We start from the raw sequence: 18929 nt of genomic DNA on the forward strand, positions 1-18929 counted from the left end.
TGCCTGCGCCCGTTTTATCTGTACTGTCGACATTCGGCCGTTCCCGGCGTATAATAAAATCCGTTATACAGTTAATTTACACTCCCGGGGAGTATATATGAATAAGTTGAAATCGATGACCGAGCGTCAGATGCAAATATATGCCTGTTTGATTTTAGGATGCCTGTTGGGGGCGGTGCACGTTCTTATTCCCGGTTTTTATGAGACACTGTGGAAGTTGGCCCTTTCGGGGAATGTACTCGGTTTAAAGGAATATGTCCTTTCCTTCGGGTACGGTGCGATGGCCGTCAGCATCCTTATGATCGCGTTGACCAATATGACGGGATTGCCGTCCCTGCCCATACTCATTGTAAACGGCCTTGTTTTCGGGCTTATACCGGGCATTATTGTTTCCTGGATAGGGGAGTTTGTCGGTTGTACTGCAGGTTTTGCGGTTATGCGTACGGTATTTCGCGGTTTGGCCAAACGGATCATAGCTAAGAGCAGGCGATTAAACCGGCTGGACTCATACAGCAGTTTTCGCACCGTTCTCATTGCCCGTGCTTTGCCGTATACGCCCAATGTTGTTTTAACGGCGCTGCTGGCGGCGAGCAGCGTTGCTTTTACCGAGCATGCGATAGCCACTTTTATCGGCAAGCTTCCGGCAGTTGCCGTCGAAGTCCTTTTGGGACATGACCTCGTCCATATAGCCGAGCATGCGTACAGACTGGCTGCCGTTCTGGCCGTGTGTATTGCCGCCTATTTAATTTACAGATATAAAAACACGGGCCGCCGTGAATAAAGAGGGATAAGAGATAACCGCTTATCTCTCTTTTCGTGCATATATTCCACAGGCGGAGTATTTGCAGTATAATATACACACTAAGCTCTCTTGTTTACCTCTGCGGCCCGGCCCGACCCATACGGCGGTACTGTAACAACGTTTTTGGCGCTGTGCGGCGGACGCTCACAAGGTTATAAATAGCCGGAGGATAATTATGGACACGCCGTATCGCGTATATTCAGCGTATTTAAAACACACATACGGGGAAAAGGTATATAAATTACCCGTCAGTATTCCCGATACCTGCCCGAACAGGGACGGCAGATTGGGGACGGGCGGCTGTGCCTTTTGCGGCTCCATTGGAGCCGGTTATGAAAATTTACCGTCATCGGTGACCGTAAGGGAGCAGTTGGAGCAAAACAGAGCGCATATCGGCCCTAAATATAAGGCCCGCAAATTTATTGCCTATTTCCAGAATTTTACCAATACCTATATAGAGCCGAAGCTCTTTGAAGAGTATCTGGACGAGGCTTGCCAACCCGGAATCGTCGGTATTGCGGTAGCTACGAGGCCGGATTGCCTCAATCCGGCCTATTTGGATATTATGTCGCGTATCCGTGAACGGCACGGTGTTGATATACTTGTCGAATTAGGGTTACAGACGGTAAATTATAAAACGTTGGAAAAAATCAATCGCGGCCATACGGTGGCGGAATATATAGATGCCCTTATGATGTTACGAGACTATGGCTTCCGTAACTGTACGCATGTGATTATCGGGCTTCCCGGTGATGACAGGAAAGATACCGTCGAGACGGCCAAAATTATTTCAGCCCTGCCGACGCATGAAGTAAAACTTCATGCCCTCTATATCATCAAAAATACGCCTATGGCCGCATGGTACAGAAAGGGTGAAATTAAGCTTATTACAGTGGAGGAATACGTGTACAGAGTCATTGCGTTTCTTGAATACTCGCGGCCCGATTTAATCTTCCAACGGCTTATCGGCAGAGCGCCCGAAGAAGCGGTGGAATTTGCCAATTGGGGCATGGGGTGGTGGCGCATTCGTGATATGATTGACAGCGAGCTGGCTCTTCACCATACGTGGCAGGGAAAAAAATGTGATTATTTACACGGCAAGGCAGTGCGCCAATTTACAGACCGGGGGAGATAATTTTGAAAGAATCGATTTTTACATTTTCCGATTCGTCCGAAGCGCGCCATCTTTTGGGCATGCACGATGAGCTGCTGAAAGCAATACAACAGGAATTCTCTCACGTGAAAGCGGCGGCACGGGGACTGGATTTATTCCTGAAGGGCCCGGCTGAAGAGATCGCTTTGCTGGAACGCGTCCTTTTACAGATGCGGGGGCTTAATAAAGAGAAAGTCTATCCGACGACGCAGCATGTCCGGTATGCGGCGAAACTTATCCGCCGGGGTCAGGAAGCCGCGCTTACCGCGCTTTACAGTGATACGATCAGCATTTCCGCAGGCGGTAAATTGATTAAACCGAAGACCTTGGGGCAAAAGCAGTATGTTGATTATATCCGGAAAAATCCGGTCACCTTCGGCATCGGCCCGGCCGGCACGGGCAAGACCTATTTGGCCGTGGCCTTGGCGGCATATTACTTGAAAAACCGCGAAGCGGAACGGATTATTCTCACCCGGCCTGCCGTTGAAGCAGGTGAGAAGCTGGGTTTTTTGCCCGGTGATTTGCAGGAAAAGGTCGATCCTTACCTGCGTCCCCTTTATGATGCGTTAGCCCATATGTTCGGCTTTGACGCAATGCAGAAGATGCTTGCCAAAAACAGTATTGAAGTGGCGCCGTTGGCATATATGCGCGGACGCACGTTGGAAGAAGCTTTTGTTATTCTCGATGAAGCGCAGAATACGACGCGTGAACAGATGAAAATGTTTCTGACGCGCATGGGCAATCATTCGCGCCTCGTCGTCAACGGTGATATAACACAGATAGATTTGCCGGATCGCAGTAAATCAGGCCTGGTCGAAGCCATGAACGTACTGCGGGACGTGCCGGGCATCGGTATAATGCAATTTACGGATGAAGATGTCGTCCGGCATGATATGGTAGGGCGTATTATACGGGCTTATGAACGGTTTTATACGGACGGGGAGGTGGCGAGGCGATGAATGTCCGCATTACTTATGAAAAAGACGAATTGCAACGGGACACGTATGAGGAAATTATTGAACGCGTCTGTAATGAAGGCGCTCTTATTTACGGCCTCGGACCGAATGCGGAATTGAGCGTTGTCCTCTGCGGCAATGACTATATACGCGGCCTTAATAAAAAATACAGAAATACGGACAGCCCTACGGACGTTCTTTCCTTTGCCTTAAACGAAGGGGAAGAAGACGGCTATGACGGCCCCGATACGGCCCTGCTCGGTGATATCGTCATTTCTCTTGACAAGGCGGCCGGTCAGGCTGAGGAGTACGGCCATACATTTGAACGGGAATTGGCTTATCTCACCGTACACGGCATGTTACATATTCTGGGATATGACCACATGACGGAGGAAGATAAGGCGGAAATGCGCAGGGAAGAAGAGTTTATTCTCCGGCGTCTCGGCTATGTACGTAAAGGTGAGTCGTTATAATGGATAAAAACACTGTAGAAACACTGGTTAAAGCAGCGCGTGAAGCGCGTGAAAACGCATATGCCCCGTACTCCCGCTTTAAGGTCGGCGCGGCTTTACTGGGAACGGACGGGAAGATTTACAGGGGATGCAATGTTGAAAACGGGTCGTACGGGCTGACGTCCTGCGCGGAGCGCAATGCCGTTTTTAATGCGGTTGCCGCAGGGTGCCGGACTTTTCGTGCCGTCGCCTTGGCCGGTACGGCTGATTATACTGTGCCCTGCGGCGCATGCCGTCAGGTGTTGGCGGAGTTCAGGGTACCCGTGGTTATCCTGACGAAAGAGGACGGGACCTATACATGTGCCGCCTTGGATTCACTGCTGCCGCAGCCTTTTTCACTGTAGGGGGATTTATGGAACAAGAATTTAAATCGGGCTTTGTCTCTGTTGTAGGCCGGCCTAACGTAGGCAAGTCCACACTTATCAATCGGATCCTCGGGCAGAAGGTGACCATTGTTTCCGATAAGGCGCAGACGACGCGGAATAAGATTCTCTGCATCCATACGGACGCGGACAGTCAGATTGTTTTTCTCGACACGCCGGGGATTCACAAACCGAAACATAAATTGGGCCGGTTTATGGATGAAGCCGCTTACGGTTCGCTGAAAGATATCGATGCCGTGTTGTTTCTCGTCGCCGCCGATGAAAAACGCGGGCCCGGCGACATGTTCATTCTCCATAAAATTAAAGATATACATGCGCCGGTTTTTCTCGTTATCAACAAGATTGATAAACTTGATAAAGAAAAGCTTTTGAAGATCATGGCCGACTATTCGTCGCTCTGCGATTTTGCCGCGATCATTCCCGTTTCCGCGTTAAAGGGGGAGAATGTTTCCGCCGTTATGGGGGAATTGAAAAAAATATTGCCGCCGGGACCTAAATATTTTCCGGACGACATGATTACGGACCGGCCGGAACGGCTGCTGGTCGCGGAAATTGTCAGGGAAAAATTGTTACAGCTGACTCGTGAAGAGGTGCCTCATGCCCTGGCGGTGTATACGGAGGAAATGGCGAAACGGGAGAATAATAAAGTATATATTCGCGTTACCGTCTACGTTGAACGGGATTCGCAGAAACGTATTGTCATCGGTAAAAACGGTTCGGTTTTAAAAGAAATCGGCCGCCTCGCCCGCACGGAAATCGAACGCCTTTTGGGCTCGTCCGTGTTCCTCGACATTTGGGTTAAAGTAAAGACCGACTGGCGCAATAAAGCGTCCGTCTTGAGTGAATTCGGTTATAAAGACGAATAGGAGATAATCGGAGTCTATGGAAGAGCAAATAGGCACGCTTGTGACGTGCGTTCTTATCTTTTTTGCCGCCTTGGCCGTACACGGTTTCTGTGTATTGGGCAAGTTTGCGTTCGTGCAATTGCGCAAGGAATCCATTGAAGAAAGGGTCCGCGACGGGGATATGTCGGCGCGGAAATTGCTTCGTTATTACGACGCGCCCGGTATTTTTCTCAGTATGGCGCAGGCAGGTGTTTCTTTGTCGGCATTTACTGCCGGTGCCACCCTTTTTTACGGCCTCGTTTATACGTACGGAGAGTGGGGGGTGCTGACGCCCTTTTATATTCTCCATGTACTTATTTACGGCGCCGTTATTGCCGTTTTGACGCTTTTGTTCTGGGTCCTCGGCGAATTGGTGCCGAAATCGGTAGGCATGCAGGTCCCTGAAAAGACTTTGCGCGTCGTCGGCGGCGCCATATACGGCATGAGCAAAATTTTCTATCCTCTCCTGGCGGCGGGCATGAAGCTGGGACAGCTTGTTTTAAGCGGCAAATCTCTTGATGTTACCAATGAAATCGATATGGTTCACTCCGAAGACGAAATCCGTATGCTCATTACGGCCAGTCATAAAGAGGGGAAAATTGATAAACTGGAAAGCGAACTTATTGACAACGTCTTTGATTTTTCCGATCTTCTGGCCAAGGAGATCATGATTCCAAGACAGGAGATCGTCTGCCTTTACGCGGAAGAAAGTATGGCTCAAAATTTAAAGACTATCAATACTTCGCGGCACACGCGGTACCCGTTATGTGAGGAAGACAAAGATCACGTTCTGGGCCTTGTGCATATAAAAGATGTCCTCGATCTGCATATTAACAGGCGCAATAATCTGCGGCTTATAAACAGGCCGATTCTCATGGTGCCTGAAATCATGCCTGTTTCCAAGCTTCTTCAGTTGATGCGGGCAAGGCGGACATATTTAGCCGTTGTCGTCGATGAATACGGCAGTACGGTCGGTCTTATCGGGTTGGAGGATATCATGGAAGAACTTGTCGGTACTATCCGCAACGAACACACGGCGGAGAAGGAAGAAATCCAGCCGCTGCCGCAGGGAGCCTATGAATTTGCCGGTACGGTTCTTCTCGATGATGTGGAAGAGCTGCTGCATATCCCCGTTGAAGACGATCTTGATGTCGATACGATCGGAGGCTATGTCTTCAATTTGCTCGGGCATACGCCGCATGTTAAGGATAAAGTGACTATCGGCCGCTACGTCTTTACGGTGATGGAGATACAGGGATTTCGTATTGTCCGGCTCCGCGCCGTGCCGGGCGTTGTTCCGGAAGAAGCGGGAGATACCCATGAATCGGAGTAAGCACGGTCCGGCAGGATCGTATGACGGCGTAGTCTTGCGTATCAGGAAGAATTCGGCAGGAACCCGTGTGCTCACTGTCTTTACGGCGCAGAAAGGCCTCATCCGTATTTTTGCCGGTACAGTGAAACAAACGGCAAAACAGGGAGGCAGTCCGTTCTTACTTTTAAGCGACATATCCTTTGAGGCGTGGGAAAAAGACGGAGGCTATACGTTAAGCGAATATGAATGCCGCAACAGCCGTGCTATGCTGGATCTGGAATGGCAAACCTACGTGTACAGTCAGATTTTCACGGATATCGAGCTGGCTCTTTTGCCCGAAGCGGAGGCCGATATGCGGGTCTTCGCTCTTTTGCGGGCTTATTGTGCCGGCATCAATACCAAAGATGTACGTACGGCCACCATTGTTGCCGGCTGGCAGCTCGTCGGGCTGGCCGGACTCTTTCCCGATCCGGAAAACGTATATGTGTATCGGGACGGCCGTTATGCCAACGGTATGCGCCGATGGCACATCGGTACGGCGCGCCGGGAAGGACGGCTGTCGGAAAGGCTCAGCCCCGTTTTAAAAGAGCAATGGGAATCCGTCTGCTCGTATACGTGGGAGCGCGGGACGACTCTTCGCCTTACGGCTGCGGCACTGCAATATTTAGAAGAATTTCTGTATTCCTATGTAAGCGAATGCAGTGAAAGGGAACTGAAATCTCTTCAGCTTCTGTGTTAGGCGGCTATTTACCGTAAGAGGAAGGCGTTTCCGCCACGTAGAGCCTGTCGTATTGCCAGTATTGATGATGCAGTTCCAAACTTAAACGTGCCGTGCGAAAGGCCAAATCAGTATGCAGCTCTTCCACGAGCGAGTCTTTAGCCGATATGACCAAGTCGATGGCCGTCTGCTTCTCCAGGATGCCGCGGCAGTACGTGACGAACCACCCGATAGTACGGCTGTCTCCGTTTTTCAGGGTAACGATGAGATGAATATGGTTCGGCATGACGACGAAGTCGGTCAGCTCGATGTCGCGTCTGGTCCGGCCTATGCGCTCAAGCATGGCCGCCACTGCGGTTCCCGCCGCATGAGGCCGCCAATACGGGCCGGAGAGACCGTTTTCGACGGTGCCGAAGAGAGGCTTTCTGTCGGCGGTGCATAACGTAAAAAAGTAAGTTCCTTTACGGTGGAAAGATTTACTTACCGCCCGTTGCTGTATGCTCATTTTTATCACCCTTTTACAGGATGACACGACGAGATGAAAAGGCTGTTAAAAGACAGTTAGAATCCGATTAAAAATGTATTAAAGCCGGCATGCTTTCGAAACGGAGGGATCCGGATGGTTAAAAATATGACACAAGGCAGCCCGATTAAATTGATCGCCGCCTTTACGGTACCCCTGCTTATAGGGAATATATTTCAACAATTCTATAATATTGCCGATATTATCATTGTCGGCCGCTTTATCGGGATCCGCGCGTTGGCGGCTGTCGGGGCCACGGCGCCTCTTTTTATGGGCCTTCTGGCGCTTACTATCGGTCTGGCTTCCGGTTTTACCGTTATTACGGCACAGCGGTTCGGCGCCGGCGATTTTGACGGCGTGCGCCGTTCCGTCGCCATGTCGGCTATGCTGTCCGGCAGCATTACCTTGGCGCTCATGCTTATTTCCGGCCTTCTCATGCCTAAAATACTCTATCTTATGAATATTTCGGATGAACTGTATGACGATGCGTATCATTATGTTATCATTGTTTCGTACGGCCTTATCGCCACAATGATGTATAATCTTTTGTCCTGTATCTGCCGCGCCCTGGGAGACAGCAGGACGCCTCTGTATTTTCTCATTCTCTCGACACTCATGAATATAGGGCTGGCCGTTCTCTTTATCGTTTCTTTCGGTTGGGGTGTTCCCGGATCGGCGATTGCCCTGGTTATAGCGCAGGGCATCGCCGCGATCCTCTGTCTCTTTTATATGCGTCATAAATTCCCGTTCCTTCGTCTCCGGCGGGAAGACTGGCGTTTCGACAGAGATGCGGCGGCAAGGCATTTGAAGGTCGGAATGCCCATGGCCATGCAATTTTCGATTATTACTCTGGGCATTATTGTCGTACAGGCCGTTTGCAACACGTTCGGCCCCGAAACTATAGCCGCCTTTATATCGGCGACGAGAATTGAACAGGTAGCCATGCAGCCCATGATTTCCTTCGGCATTGCCATGGCCGTTTATACGGCGCAAAATTACGGGGCTCGCAAATTTGACCGTATCAAAAAAGGGGTACGCCAATGTTCGTACCTGTCCTTTGGCCTTTGCCTGGGAGCGGTAGTACTGATGTACTTTTTCGGCACGGCTCTGGTTTCGGGGTTTACTTCGGAAGAAGACCCGTTTCTTTTGGAACAGGCCCGATTGTATCTCATGTTCACAGTCCCCTTTTATTTTTTCCTGGGGCAGATCTTTGTCTACCGAAATGCTCTCCAGGGAATGGGCATATCGATCGTACCTCTGTTAAGCAGTCTTCTGGAACTGGTTATCCGCAGCGGCGCCGCCTTGGTCCTTGCCTCCGTCTGGGCCTACAGGGGACTTTGCGCGGCAAGTCCCCTCTGTTGGGTGGTCGCTTGCGTTTTTACGACGGCCTGCTATTATTATTTCAGCCGCCGTCTTCTGACGGAAGAGTAGTTGAAGAAAATGAGGAGTATCGGCCTTGGGACAAATATATATACAGGGCATTCTGCTCGGGTTCGCCTATGTGGCCCCTATAGGGATGCAGAATATATTTATTATTAACCGCGCACTGACCGCCGATTTGCGCCGCGCCTTGACGGCGGCGGTCAGTGTCACCTTCTTTGATATCCTTTTATCGTCGGCCTGTTTTTTCGGCGTCGGCAATGTATTATATCTTTATCCGCAGGCCGGGCATATCATTTTGGGTGCAGGCAGCTGTTTTATCATTTTTATTGCCGTTTCTTTATTGCGGGCCCGTGATATTCCTGCCGCCGACAGCCGTTTTTCATCCGGTAAAAAGACCGTGGTTACGGCTTTTTTAGTTACGTGGGTGAATCCGCAGGCGCTTATTGACGGGACTATGCTGCTTGGCGCCTTTCGTGCGTCTTTTCCCGGTGACGCGGGTCTTGCGTTTATGGGCGGCGTCCTCTCCGCCTCGGTCTTTTGGTTTTTCGGCATAACCGCAGCCGTGCGTTTTTTCGGCAATTTCATTACGCCGCGGCTGCTGCGTCTGCTCAATATCGCCTGCGGCCTGGTTATTCTGTTTTACGGTATCCGTTTAGCCGTCCTTTTCGTACAGTCCGTATTTTTTCCGTGAACCGGCACGGCAGATAACGGCGGTTTTACGGACCGGCATTTTTCCGGCGAGGGAAGGGATATGTCATGCTCCTGCTTGTTTAACCGTCGTTAAGCGTGTATGATAAAGAGGTTGCAGGAAGCAAATGTCCGGTTTAATTTTTAAACCGGGTGAAAAGAGAAGGGGAGAACCAATGAAAATCATAGATGCGCATTTTCATTTCGCCGATTTTTCCGATTTTGACAAACTCGCGCGTATGGCGGGACATGAAAATACTGAAGAAAACCTGCGTCAATCCTATAAAAGTGCGGGCATCGTCCACGTATCGTCATGAGCAACCGCTCCCTTTATCCGGAAGAACACCGTTATCCCGAGTTTATAAGTTACTGCATCGGCCTGGATCATTTTGATGACGACAAACGATCCCTGCGGGAACAGGCCGAATTGGTGGAAGCCAATCTGAAGCGGCCCCGATGTGTCGGAATTAAGCTTTATCCGGGATATAACCGTTTTTATGTATACGATGACAGACTGGCGCCCTTTTATGAATTGGCGGAAAAATACGACAAGCCCGTCGCCGTTCATACGGGGCTTACGGCAACGGAAACGGGACTTTTGAAATACAGTCATCCTTTCACGCTTGACGAAGCGGCCGTAAATTTCAGAAATGTTCGCTTCGTTATGTGCCATATGGGCAATCCTTTTTTAGATGAGGCCGTCGCTGTCCTGGAAAAAAATCATAATGTCAGCACCGATTTGTCGGGGCTTTTGGAAGGGAAAATCTCCGATACGGAACGTTTTTTCTATGAAAAATACGGTTACATCCGCAGACTGTACGATTTATTTTCGTATATGGGGGACTACAGCCGGATCCTGTTCGGGACGGATTGGCCGTTGGCCAATCTTGACGATTACATTAATTTTGTAAAGGCCGTCATCCCTCGTGATAAATGGGATGATGTCTTTTATAATAATGCCGTACGGATTTACGGCTTACAGGGAAACGGAATATTTTCCTGATTTCATTTCCGAAAGACGGCGGGAGGACAGTATGAGATTCTCACAAAAAGCGGTTGCGCTGGCAATAGCGGTAATGACAGGTGTTTTAGTGGCCGGCTGCGGCAAAACGGCCGAACCGGAAAAGGCTCAGCTCGTAAAGACGGAAACGGTAGGCGCGCAAACCGGAGCGGCTGCATTCGAATATACAGGGACCGTAAAGGGCCGTTACGAAAGCAAGTTGGCTTTCCAGGTCGGCGGGCGTATTACGGCCAGGAACGTTCAGCTGGGCAGTATCGTTCATGCCAGTGACGTACTCATGACCGTTAACCCGCAGGATGTTGAGCAGGGCGTGACTAAGGCGCAGGCCGCTGTAACGGCTGCCGCATCTCAACTTTCATTGGCGGAAACGAATCTGGCCCGGTATCAGGCGTTGTATGCGCAGGATGCGGTAAGCGCGGCCGTACTGGATCAATATCGGAACGCTTATGCTCAGGCGGTGGCACAGTATAACCAGGCGTCTGCCGCGGCGGCGGCGCAGGAAAATCAACTGGCTTATACACAGCTTACGGCCGATGCCGACGGCGTCATTGCCGCTGTAAGCGGTGAACCCGGTCAGGTGGTGTCTCCGGGTCAGACCGTTTTGACCCTGGTCAAGGGCGATGCGCTGGAAGTCGAATTCAACGTACCCGAAAACAGAATAAAAGATTTTGAGGTCGGTAAAGATGCAGCCGTATCGTTTTGGGCATTAAAGGGCGTATCCGTTACCGCAAAAGTACGGGAAATTGCGCCTTTGGCGGATGCGGCCACGCGTACGTATAAAGTAACGGCGTCTTTGCTGCAACCGCCTCAGGGGCTGCAGCTCGGCATGACGGCCACTGTAAAAGAAGTCAATGAAATAGGCGACGGTACGACCTGCCTTCTGCCGCTATCCGCCATTTATCAGACCGGCGATGTACCGCAGGTCTGGGTAGTGGGAAAAGACAGGAAGCTGTTTTTACAGACGGTGACGGTTGAAGCTTTTGATGAGGACCGCGTTCTCGTCAGGGGACTGCAGAAGGGTGATACAGTCGTTACGGCGGGCGTCCATGTTTTATCACAGGGACAGACCGTCCGCACGGAGGGTGATGAGTAATGCGTAATCTTACGGAGATATCCCTGCGCAATAAGGCTCTCGTATGGTATTTTATCATTGTCATCGCCCTGGCGGGCGCCTTTTCGTATATGAAATTGGGGAGGATGGAAGATCCGTCCTATACGGTGCGGCAGATGGTCGTAACCGTTGCCTGGCCCGGGGCTACGGCCGGGCAGATGGAAGAACAGGTTACGGATAAAACTGAGAAAAAGCTTCAGGATACGCCGCATCTGGATTATATTAAAAGCTATTCCAAACCGGGACAGGCGGTTATCTTTGTCAATCTTGACGATGATATAGAATCGTCCGGCGTGCGTTCCGTGTGGCAGGAAGTACGCAATCTTGCGGAAGACACGAAGCGCACTTTGCCGGAGGGCGTGTACGGTCCATATTATGACGACCATTTTGATGACGTGTACGGTTCCGTTTACGCCGTGACGGGCGACGGGTATTCTTATGAAGAACTGCGGCAAAAAGCGGAACTCCTGCGGCGGGAAATCCTCGGCGTGCCTGATGTGGGTAAAGCGGAAATCCTGGGTGAACAGTCTGAAAAAGTATACGTTGAAATAGAAAATGCAAAACTCGCGTCTCTCGGCATTGCGCCGACGGCCATTGCCGAAGCGGTGAAGGGGCAGAATGCCGTTACTCCCACGGGTATGGTCAATACACAGACGGACAACGTCTATTTGCGTGTAAGCGGTACATTTGAAGATGTGGAAGCGATTAAAAATCTTCCCGTAAAAGGGGACAACGCCGTTTTCCGTCTGGGCGACATTGCAAAGATCGAACGCACGTATACGGAACCGTCCGATCCGAAAATGTATTATAACGGTCAGCCTGCAGTGGGCGTCGCCGCTTCCATGAAAGACGGCGGCAACATATTGAAGCTCGGTAAAAATCTGGAAAAGATTGTAAAATCCGTGCAGGGCGATATGCCCGCAGGTATGGAAATACATCAGGTATCGGACCAGCCTAAGGTCGTCGACGAATCTATCAGTGATTTTGTCGGTACATTGCGGGAAGCCATTATTATCGTCCTCGTGGTCAGTTTTCTCAGTTTGGGCATTCGCACGGGCATGGTCGTCGCTTTTTGCATCCCCCTCGTTCTGACGGGCGTATTCTGCATCATGGAGATAGGCGGAATTGATTTGCACAAAGTATCTCTCGGCGCGCTTATCATTTCTTTGGGCCTTCTTGTGGACGACGCCATTATTGCCGTGGAAATGATGAGCGTCCAGCTGGAGCGGGGCAAATCGCGGACAGAGGCGGCCTGCGCCGCTTTCAGAGAAACGGCGAAACCGATGCTTACGGGCACCCTGGTTACCTGCGCCGGCTTTATTCCCGTCGCCTTTTCGAAAGGAGCCGCCGCGGAATTTTGTAAGGCCCTCTTTCCCGTAATTACGGCTTCTCTTCTCCTTTCCTGGATCGTTTCGGTTATGGTGGCGCCCCTTTTCGGCTATTATCTCATTAAGGTAAAAGAAAACGGGCCGGAAAGAGATCTGTATGATAATCGCTTTTACCGGCTGTTCAGACGTGTTCTGTATGCGTTCCTGACTCATAAAAAGACGGTGCTGGCAGGCACTGCCGGGCTGTTCCTCCTTTCTGCGGGCGTATTGCAACTGGTGCCGCAGGAATTTTTCCCGCCGTCACTGCGGCCGGAAATTATTGTCGAAATGACGCTGCCCGAAGGCTCGTCCCTTGCCGCTTCGCAAAAAGAGGCGACGAAATTCTCACAGTTTCTGGACAGTCGGAAAGACCTTTTGAAAGATTATTCCTACTATGTCGGTGAAGGAGCGCCGCGTTTTGTCCTGACGACGGACCCGGTTCTGCCGGGAAGTAATTATGCGCAGTTCGTCGTCGTCGCCAAAGACACGGGGACCCGTGAAGAACTTGTTTCGCTGATCAGGCGGGAACTTGCCGAGCACGAACCGGACGTACGTCCGAATATCAGGTACATTCAAATGGGGCCGCCTTCGGATTATCCTGTCATGCTGCGCGTTTCCGGGTTTGATATTAATAAGGTCAAAACCTATTCACAGGAAATAGCCGCCGTACTTTCGGAAGATAAAAATTTACGTAATATTCATCTCGATTGGGCCCAGAAATCCAAGGTATTGAAGGTGGATCTGGACCAAAACAAGCTGCGGTATCTCGGCATCTCCGGCGGCGATGTTTCCAAGACGCTTTATACGGAGCTCAGCGGTGCGACTGTCGCCGAATACTATGCCGGCGATAAAACTATCGGGATTCAGCTGCGCCTTAGTGAAAACAACCGCACCGACATTTCACAGATCAAGAATATTGTCATTTATACGCCGCACGGCCCGGTGCCGCTCGAACAGATAGGGATCATATCGTACGGGGCCGAGGAAGGGAAAATCTGGCGGCGCAATTTAAAACCGACCGTCACCGTAGAAGGGAACATTGTCAGCGGTACGGCCGATAATGCGACACAGAAAGCCTATGATGCCGCCGGGGCCGTGCGTGATAAAATGCCTTTCGGATATACGCTTGAAAAAGGCGGTGACCTGGAAAACAGTGAAAAATCACTGAAATATCTTATTGTGCCCGTTCCTGTCATGATTTTTATTATCATGACCCTGCTCATGTTCCAGCTGCGCAGTATTTCCCTCATGGCGCTTACGCTGGTTACCGCGCCTATGGGTATTATCGGCGTCGCTTTCGGCATGTTCATTTTCGGTAAAGCGCTGGGCTTCGTCGCTTACCTGGGCATTCTTGCATTAAGCGGCATGATCATCCGTAACTCCGTTATACTCATCGATCAGATAGAAAAACATATGGCGGCGGGAGAAACGCCCTGGGATGCGATTGTCGATTCGGCGGTCATGCGTTTCAGGCCGATAATGCTGACCGCCGCGGCAGCCATCCTGGGTATGATACCTCTTATGCCCAGCGCTTTTTGGGGCCCTATGGCCGTGGCTATCGCTTCAGGGCTGCTTATAGCTACGGTACTGACGCTTCTCGTCCTGCCGGTCATGTACGCCGCCGCTTTTAAAGTGACAAAAGACAGTAAATAAATGCGGTTATTACAGGTTGGTTCAGATACGGTTTTGCCTTTTCGGCAAGGCCGTATTTTTGCGTAAAACTGCGGTAAAAATCGCAAATCTGACGGCTCCGGCGTATTCACGGTAAGGGCTCTTTGTGGTAAAATAAATAACGACTGTAGTATGACTCGGAAAGGATTGCAGAATGGCTTCGATTTTTTCACCGCTGACAAAAAATATAGGGATAGATTTAGGCACGTCTACGACTCAGGTATACGTGGAGGGCAGAGGGGTAATCCTTTCCGAGCCTTCTCTCGTCGCTACGGATGAACGCAATCAAAAGGTTGTGGCCATAGGACGCAATGCGGAGACCTTACTGGCCCGGTCGCCGGAGGTGGTAAAAATTCACAGACCCCTGGTGGACGGCGTCATTGCGGACTACTCCGTTACCTGCACCCTGCTTAATTATATTCTCAGCAAGACCTTTCGTACTGTACGGCGTATGCGTGTTATGCTCGGTGTGCCGGCCGTTGCGTCGGATGTCGAAAAGCGCGCCGTATTGGAAGCGCTGTTTCGTTCCGGCGCGAAAGAGGCTTACCTTATCGAAACGGGTGCGGCTGCCGCCATCGGTTCGGGTCTTCCCGTATTCGATCCGCTCGGCAACATGATCGTCGATATCGGCGGCGGTACCACGAATATCGCGGTTCTTTCCCTGGGCGGCATTGTCGTATCCGAGTCGCTCCGCAGCGGCGGACAGAAGCTGGATGCGGCGTTAAAAGAGTATCTGCGCGGAACCTATGCAATCGTCACGGACGACGCAACCGTGGAGGAAATGAAAGTGTATAACGGATCGGCCGTCCTGCCGCTTGAAGATCGGAATTATTATTTTAGGGGCCGCAGCCTCGATGACGGCTTGGAAAAAGAAGTTTCACTCAAATCCAGTGAAATCTACGAAGTAATGGGGCGACCGCTCCTGAAAATTTTAGAACTCATACGGCAGGCCTTGCGTGAAACTCCGCCTGAACTTGCCGCCGATATTATGGAGCACGGTATTGTGCTTACGGGCGGCGGTTCCTTGCTAAAGGGGATGGACCAGCTTATTTCACAGGAAACGGGCGTGCCCGTCACGGTGGCGGCGGAACCGGAAACGGCGGTGGCTAAAGGCGCGGGGATGGCGTTGAGGCACAGAGAAACCTTACACTCACTTGTACAAGGCGTACAGACCATTTATAAAAGGAGATTTTGACATTGTTTTCCTTCAGCAAGAAAAGCATGATAGTCGCTTTCATTTTATTCATTATCATAGGCATAGTCGGCTGCGGCCCCTGGCGGCAGCATAATTCCATTCCTTATGTGACGGGACCGCTGCAGACCGTCGTTACACCTTTGGAAGAAGGGCTTTCCTGGGTAGCCGATCGTATTTCCGCGGTTAAGCGTATAATCGATATCAGTCTGAAGAACCGCGTTGAATGGGAAAAGCTGGAAAACGATAATGCCGACTTACGCAAAAAAACGGTTGATTATGATGAGTTGGCCGCGGAAAACGAACGCCTCCGCAGGCTCCTCGACTTTCGTGCGGCTCATAAAGAACTGCAGCTCGTAGCGGCTGCCGTCATTTCCCGGGATTACGGGACCTGGACCAATACGATGGTTATCGGGGCCGGTTCCAATCAGGGAATTAAAGAGAATATGGCCGTTATTACGCCTGACGGCGTGGTCGGTTTTATCAGCGACGCTTTTTCCGATTCGGCCCGCGTACAGCTCATGACCGATCCGCGTACAAGCGTCGGGGCCGTTGTGCAGCGGCCCGAATCGCGGGTGGCTTCCGTTGTGCGCGGAAACGGCAATATGCCGCTGGAGCCGCAATTTGTCAATGTGGCTAAGGAGGCGGACATCCTTGAAGGAGATACTCTGATTACATCCGGTTTCGGTTCTATTTATCCGAAAGGGCTGTATATCGGCAAGATCGTTTCCATTCATATGGATGATTCCGATTTTGTTAAATACGCGGTTATCGAACCGGGTGTCGATTTCTCTAAACTGGAAGAAGTTTTCGTTATCACGGGGACGTCGTCAAGTAATTCGTATGATAAACCGGATGTGGCGCCCAAGCTTGTGCCGCAAACCCAACGAGATAAGGTGGAAGGCGTAAAAGGGGCGGCGGCGCTATGAGAAGAGTTTATACATTTATTACGGCGGTAATCGTTTTCCTTCTGCAAAGCGTCGTTCTACCGCGGATTTTTAACGGCGTCGAACAGCCTAATCTCATTTTTATAGTCGTCGTCCTCGTCGCCTTGCGGTTCGGACAACGAATCGGTATCGGGGCGGCTCTCATCGGCGGCTTTGTGCAGGATGTCGTCATCGGCAATTTTTTCGGCATTCATATAGTGCCTTATCTGGTTCTGGCTTTTGCCGCCTCTTATGTAGGCCGCGTGGTTGAGGACGGACAGCGCCTTTTGGTGATACTCCTGCTTTTGGTCGCGACCGAGTTGAATCTTATCCTGACTTATGCCGTGCTGGCCCTGTCGGGACAATTTATCAGCCTGCCTGCGTACCTTGCTCAGTACAGTATCCCCTTATTGCTTTATCACGGCATTTTGGCGCTGCCGGCGGATAAAGCGGTACGTAAAATGCGAAATGAAGAAACGTATCTGGGCTTTACGGGTTATTACGGATAGAAAGGGCAGGTTTACATGCTCGAAGCATTATTGAAGAAAAAGAATAATGACGGCCCTTTTCGCTATGTGTACTGGGTAATACTGGTCGTTTTCGCGGCCCTTGTCGCGCGACTCGTCTGGCTGCAGCTTTTTCAGGGCGATTATTATAATTCGCTGGCGGAGGGAAACCGCTTACGCGCCATACCCCTGGCAGCCATGCGCGGTGTCATGTACGATCGGAACGGCCAGATACTCGTCGGTTCCCGACCTTCCTTTACGGTTACGTATATGCCGTCGCAGGGCAGTATGACTGAGGAAGAGTTAAATACATTATCGCGGCTGTTGAATCTGCCGAAAGAAAAATTACGGGAAAAAGTCGCAAAAGTAAAGAATTCTTATATTCCCACCGTGCTGGCGCAGGATTTGACGCAGGATATCGTTACCAGGGTGGAAGAAGAGCGGAACGAATTGCCCGGTATATCCGTGGATGTGCAGCCGATTCGTTATTATCCCTACAATATGATGGCCGCTCAGGTGTTCGGTTATGTCGGGCAGATCGATGAAGAAGATATGGAGCGCTTGAAAGATGAGGACGGCGTTTCCGTTATTACGCAGATCGGCCGCGCCGGGCTGGAAGCATATTATGATAATCTCCTGCGCGGCAAAGACGGCAGCCGCCAGGTGGAGGTCGCGCGACGGGCAGTCCCGTCAAAGAATTGGAACGAAAGAATCCCGTTCCCGGTCACAATATCCACCTGACCCTTGACGTAAATTTGCAGCAGGCCCTTGAACAGGCGATGGACAGGCAGGTAGCCAACGGCATCGGGGTGAACGGTATCGCCGCCGTTGCCATAGACCCGAATACAGGCGCTGTTCTCGCCATGGCCAGCCGTCCGGCTTATAATCCGAACTGGTTTACCCGGGGCATTACGGAGGCGGAGTGGCGGCAGATCAACGACAATCCCAATCATCCTATGGAAAACAGGGCTATTGCCGGCGAATATCCTCCGGGCTCGACTTTTAAGCTTATAACCGGCGCCGCCGCGCTGGAATTAAAAAAGATTACTCCCGATGAGATGATTTACGACAGCGGCCGGCACTGGCTGGTGGATATGCGCAATGCAGGGGGAGAAGCGCTCGGCTGGATTAATTTTACGGAAGCCCTGGCCAAATCGGATAATGTATATTTTTATGAGCTCGGCCGCCGTGTCGGCATTGATAAACTGGAAGAATATGCCAAAATGTTCGGTATGGGCCGGAAGACGGGCATTGCAATGCACGGGGAATCTGACGGCCTTGTGGCGAGTGAGGCGTACAAAGAAAAAAATTACCACCAGGACTGGTATTTGGGTGATACCTTCAACTCGGCCATCGGTCAGGGTTTTCAGCTTGTCACGCCTTTGCAGGCGGCTATGATCGTCAGTGAAGTCGCCAACGGCGGCATTCAGTACAAACCGTTTATCGTCAGTCGTATCGATAATCTGGACGGTACGCCGTATAAGATTTTCGCGCCGGAACAAATCGGCACATTGGAAGTATCGAAATCGACACTTGACCTGATTCGGGAGGGCATGCGCAACGTGGCGGAAGAGTCGGGTACGGCCGGATCGCTCTTCCAGGGATTTCCCGTTCAGGTGGCCGGTAAGACGGGGACTGCCGAAAATTTCGGCGGTCAGGATCACGGTTGGTTTGTAGCCTATGCGCCGTATGATCATCCGCGTATTGTCATTGCCGTTCTTACGGAACAGGGCGGTTTCGGTGCGGCTTCGGCCGGACCTATTGTTAAAACGATGTTGGAAGAATTTTTCCATGTCGGCGCATATGCCGCGGATACGGCGGC

Annotated in this window: 18 protein-coding genes and 1 pseudogene; 18 read left to right on the forward strand and 1 reads right to left on the reverse strand. The window is 51.1% G+C overall.

Annotation, left to right across the window (positions count from 1 at the left end; all coding sequences use genetic code 11):
• The first annotated feature begins 97 nt into the window (after positions 1–97).
• From HMPREF0080_RS02655 to recO, 8 genes are all read left to right on the forward strand, one after another.
• Complete coding sequence (locus HMPREF0080_RS02655) at positions 98–781, forward strand: TVP38/TMEM64 family protein (protein ID WP_040347041.1); 684 nt, start codon at positions 98–100, stop codon at positions 779–781.
• A gap of 196 nt (positions 782–977) precedes the next feature.
• The gene (gene mnmL / locus HMPREF0080_RS02660) at positions 978–1937 is read left to right on the forward strand and encodes a tRNA modification radical SAM protein MnmL/YtqA (RefSeq protein WP_006789635.1); all 960 of its coding nucleotides are present in this window, start codon (positions 978–980) and stop codon (positions 1935–1937) included.
• A 2-nt stretch (positions 1938–1939) separates the two neighbouring features.
• Positions 1940–2914 carry a PhoH family protein gene (locus HMPREF0080_RS02665; RefSeq protein WP_040346994.1) on the forward strand — a complete coding sequence of 325 codons (975 nt, stop codon included), beginning with the start codon at positions 1940–1942 and terminating at the stop codon, positions 2912–2914.
• A complete protein-coding gene (gene ybeY / locus HMPREF0080_RS02670) occupies positions 2911–3384 on the forward strand; it encodes an rRNA maturation RNase YbeY (protein WP_006789637.1) in 474 nt (157 codons plus the stop codon). The genes HMPREF0080_RS02665 and ybeY overlap by 4 nt, the downstream gene beginning before the upstream one ends.
• Positions 3384–3767 carry a cytidine deaminase gene (locus HMPREF0080_RS02675; RefSeq protein ID WP_006789638.1) on the forward strand — a complete coding sequence of 128 codons (384 nt, stop codon included), beginning with the start codon at positions 3384–3386 and terminating at the stop codon, positions 3765–3767. Before ybeY ends, HMPREF0080_RS02675 begins: the two co-directional genes overlap by 1 nt.
• Positions 3768–3775: 8 nt before the next feature.
• Entirely contained in the window at positions 3776–4672 is an 897-nt protein-coding gene (gene era / locus HMPREF0080_RS02680) for a GTPase Era (protein ID WP_006789639.1), read from the forward strand.
• A gap of 16 nt (positions 4673–4688) precedes the next feature.
• Complete coding sequence (locus HMPREF0080_RS02685) at positions 4689–6023, forward strand: hemolysin family protein (protein ID WP_006789640.1); 1335 nt, start codon at positions 4689–4691, stop codon at positions 6021–6023.
• Positions 6010–6741: a DNA repair protein RecO gene (gene recO / locus HMPREF0080_RS02690; RefSeq protein WP_006789641.1), complete on the forward strand. Its 732-nt coding sequence runs from the start codon at positions 6010–6012 to the stop codon at positions 6739–6741. Before HMPREF0080_RS02685 ends, recO begins: the two co-directional genes overlap by 14 nt.
• Before the next feature lie 4 nt (positions 6742–6745).
• Here recO and HMPREF0080_RS09055 read toward each other — a convergent pair whose 3' ends face one another.
• Entirely contained in the window at positions 6746–7225 is a 480-nt protein-coding gene (locus tag HMPREF0080_RS09055; protein WP_006789642.1) for a transposase, read from the reverse strand.
• Between the two features lie 114 nt (positions 7226–7339).
• Here HMPREF0080_RS09055 and HMPREF0080_RS02700 point away from each other — a divergent pair, with 114 nt between their 5' ends.
• The 10 genes and pseudogenes from HMPREF0080_RS02700 to mrdA form a co-directional block, all read left to right on the forward strand.
• Positions 7340–8674, forward strand: a complete 1335-nt coding sequence (locus HMPREF0080_RS02700) for an MATE family efflux transporter (protein WP_006789643.1) — start codon at positions 7340–7342, stop codon at positions 8672–8674.
• A 25-nt stretch (positions 8675–8699) separates the two neighbouring features.
• The gene (locus HMPREF0080_RS02705; protein WP_006789644.1) at positions 8700–9317 is read left to right on the forward strand and encodes a LysE/ArgO family amino acid transporter; all 618 of its coding nucleotides are present in this window, start codon (positions 8700–8702) and stop codon (positions 9315–9317) included.
• 172 nt (positions 9318–9489) lie between these two features.
• The gene (locus tag HMPREF0080_RS10540; protein WP_245527202.1) at positions 9490–9630 is read left to right on the forward strand and encodes a hypothetical protein; all 141 of its coding nucleotides are present in this window, start codon (positions 9490–9492) and stop codon (positions 9628–9630) included.
• A complete protein-coding gene (locus tag HMPREF0080_RS02710) occupies positions 9627–10316 on the forward strand; it encodes an amidohydrolase family protein (protein WP_006789646.1) in 690 nt (229 codons plus the stop codon). The genes HMPREF0080_RS10540 and HMPREF0080_RS02710 overlap by 4 nt, the downstream gene beginning before the upstream one ends.
• 31 nt (positions 10317–10347) lie before the next feature.
• The gene (locus HMPREF0080_RS02715; protein ID WP_006789647.1) at positions 10348–11427 is read left to right on the forward strand and encodes an efflux RND transporter periplasmic adaptor subunit; all 1080 of its coding nucleotides are present in this window, start codon (positions 10348–10350) and stop codon (positions 11425–11427) included.
• Positions 11427–14465 carry an efflux RND transporter permease subunit gene (locus HMPREF0080_RS02720; RefSeq protein ID WP_006789648.1) on the forward strand — a complete coding sequence of 1013 codons (3039 nt, stop codon included), beginning with the start codon at positions 11427–11429 and terminating at the stop codon, positions 14463–14465. Before HMPREF0080_RS02715 ends, HMPREF0080_RS02720 begins: the two co-directional genes overlap by 1 nt.
• Positions 14466–14637: 172 nt before the next feature.
• Positions 14638–15678, forward strand: a complete 1041-nt coding sequence (gene mreB, locus HMPREF0080_RS02725; protein WP_006789649.1) for a rod shape-determining protein — start codon at positions 14638–14640, stop codon at positions 15676–15678.
• The gene (gene mreC, locus HMPREF0080_RS02730; RefSeq protein ID WP_245527203.1) at positions 15675–16604 is read left to right on the forward strand and encodes a rod shape-determining protein MreC; all 930 of its coding nucleotides are present in this window, start codon (positions 15675–15677) and stop codon (positions 16602–16604) included. The genes mreB and mreC overlap by 4 nt, the downstream gene beginning before the upstream one ends.
• Positions 16601–17110: a rod shape-determining protein MreD gene (gene mreD, locus HMPREF0080_RS02735; RefSeq protein ID WP_006789652.1), complete on the forward strand. Its 510-nt coding sequence runs from the start codon at positions 16601–16603 to the stop codon at positions 17108–17110. Before mreC ends, mreD begins: the two co-directional genes overlap by 4 nt.
• A 15-nt stretch (positions 17111–17125) precedes the next feature.
• A pseudogene (gene mrdA / locus HMPREF0080_RS02740) lies at positions 17126–18929 on the forward strand (penicillin-binding protein 2); the annotation flags it as partial.

Source organism: Megasphaera geminata F0357 (genome assembly GCF_000239275.1).
In the GTDB taxonomy this organism is placed as follows: domain Bacteria; phylum Bacillota; class Negativicutes; order Veillonellales; family Megasphaeraceae; genus Megasphaera; species Megasphaera geminata.